General features: G+C 40.6%; 4 protein-coding genes. All 4 read left to right on the top strand.

Annotated elements, in window-relative coordinates; genetic code table 11:
* Positions 1 to 211, top strand: a 211-nt coding sequence (locus DT343_RS18465) for a hypothetical protein (protein WP_220116863.1), incomplete at its 5' end; no start/stop codon positions are given.
* Positions 212 to 257: 46 nt separating this feature from the next.
* A complete protein-coding gene (locus DT343_RS18460; RefSeq protein ID WP_146756793.1) occupies positions 258 to 794 on the top strand; it encodes a hypothetical protein in 537 nt (178 codons plus the stop codon).
* Between the two features lie 80 nt (positions 795 to 874).
* Entirely contained in the window at positions 875 to 1300 is a 426-nt protein-coding gene (locus DT343_RS18455) for a hypothetical protein (protein ID WP_146756792.1), read from the top strand.
* Between the two features lie 279 nt (positions 1301 to 1579).
* A partial coding sequence (locus DT343_RS18450) for a hypothetical protein (protein WP_220116862.1) occupies positions 1580 to 2317 on the top strand: 738 nt, incomplete at its 3' end.

Here is a 2317-nt window from a genome sequence, read left to right as displayed (position 1 = left end):
TGCCATTCAAAATATTCAATGGTACAGCGCGCAACAGCATAAAACCCTATATTGGTCATGGCAAAATGTCATGGGTGGCGAATGCGGCATGAAAACATGGATAAGGCGTAAATTGGCGCGCAATGACGGTGTGCATTTCACCCAAGCAGGCTATGAAGCCGCTGCACTACATTTAAGCAATGCTTTGATTGCTTTAGCCTATTCGCGTTAAGTAGAAATGTGTTTTAGAAAAAATTCCTCTATGGTATAGATAATAAATGAAAAAGTTCGAACAGCTTTGTGCACAATGGCGGCTTTTAGAAAGTTATGGCGATATCCAGCATGAAACAGTAAAAGCCTTAGATGCCGCGCAAGATGCGGAAGATGAAAAATTGATGGCGCAAATTTGTCGTCATGTCATTGGAGAAGAAGCCCCCAACCATCTTTATTCTCCCGATTTTCAAATCGCCTGCCTACATTGGCTGACGGAAGACTGCATCGAGCGCCTCAATCTGCGTAAAACGGAAAAAGCAAAAAAGAAAGTCTGCCAGGAACTCTCTCATTGCTTATGGGCATATAAATGGTTTATCGCCGATTTGCCGCTTATGCCCGATATGCCCAAAGAACGCATCGAATTTTATAATGAAGTCATGCGTGAATATTATGAGCGCGGCGAACTGGGGACAGCCATGCTGCATAAATGCCTCATGCTCCAAGCCATGAATATGGGCGATATCGAGCGCGCAAAAATACATCATCAAGCATGGCATCAATCTGAAAAGATGATTTTTCAGATTGCGAAGCCTGCGAATTAAACGATGAAATCCATTACCGACACTTTATCGGGCAATATAAACAAACCGTGCAATTAGCGCAGCCCATTCTTGACGGCAGTATGAGCTGCGTCGAAGTGCCGCACAATACTTACTATCCTATTATCGACAGCCTGATTGAAAGCGATCAATGGACAGAAGCGGCGGCACAGATGCACAAAGCGGTGCAACTCATTGAATCTGCCGGCGAAGACTTCATTCATTTGCTGCCCAGATTGATTCAATTGCAAATCAAATTAGGACAATATGATACGGCACAGAGCTTATCTGAAAAATATCATGAAGCCATCGGACGGCGTAGCCAAAATCATCCAATCATCACCTTGCATTATCTTTCGGCAATGGCATATTTTAAGGAAAATATTTTCGTTTCCGCAAAGGAATTGGCGCAAGATTTGTCACAAATGTATGACAAACGCAATGGCAATGCCTATTACAGCAAGCGTCTGCAGCAGCTATTAAATGCACAGCAAATGACCTTGCAATGAGGAAATTTCAGTATTTTTGATGAAATAAGTTAAGAAAGTTAAGGACTACACTCTTTTGCACGGTTTTTGTCAGATATTATTCTTTTAGAAACAGTGTTGATTATTTTAGTACGTTGTTTTTTAGATATTAAAATACTGTGTCCTACAACTAACAAAAAGTTTTCTTGCCGTTTATCTTTTGTTAAGATATAAAGGTTCCAAAAGTTTACGCGGTTGCTCTAAGTAACCGCCATTTATTTGGGCAAATTATATTATATTTCTATATTATCAGGAGTAGTTATGGCAAAGCCAACTCAAGAGATCAAGAAGACCTCGCCGCTTAAAAAATATTTAGGATTGGTTGTAGCGATTGCATTGTTAGTTGTTATTTTTATTGGAATTACCTTGTATGAGTTGCGGGTGGCAAGCCATAAACAAACAGAAAACGATCGTATTCAGGTTCTTCAAACTCTTGGTCAGTATAGCCGGGAAATCATTCGGGATATTTTTGATGCGAATGCAAGTTATGGGGAAGACACCAACAGTCCGCACATGAGAGCAGTACTTAATCGTCTGCAACAAAACACCCAAGAATTTCCAAAAATCTTACAAACATTAGAAAACGGAGGGACTTATATCAGCCCCAATGGTGTGACGTACCATGTTTCTAATGACAACGTGCAAAGTATTTCAAATAATTTGCATGCCTTAAAGCAGAATTGGGAGCCTTTGGCAGTTAATATCAAAGCCTATCTGGCTGTTGCTGATGACATTATGGTGGACAGCCAGGATGAGTTAGAGTCTGCGATGACGCAAGCAAAAGTTTCTAACCTCAATTTGATTACCGAAACAGATGACGCCATTTCAACCATTCAAGGGCATATTGCAAAAGAAGAAATTCTAGAGCAAAGAATTCTTTATGGCGCTATTGGATTCGGTATTGTGTACTTCATCTTCATGATTTTCGTATTCGTACGTAATTTGCTTAAAGCGGATGAGCAGGCGGCTGTTGCACGTCGTGAAGTAGATGAAATCATG

Source organism: Brevundimonas vesicularis (assembly GCF_900445985.1).
In the GTDB taxonomy this organism is placed as follows: domain Bacteria; phylum Pseudomonadota; class Alphaproteobacteria; order Caulobacterales; family Caulobacteraceae; genus Brevundimonas; species Brevundimonas vesicularis_D.
The sequence above is the reverse complement of the archived record's forward strand: the minus strand, read 5'-3'. Positions and strand labels throughout refer to the sequence as shown.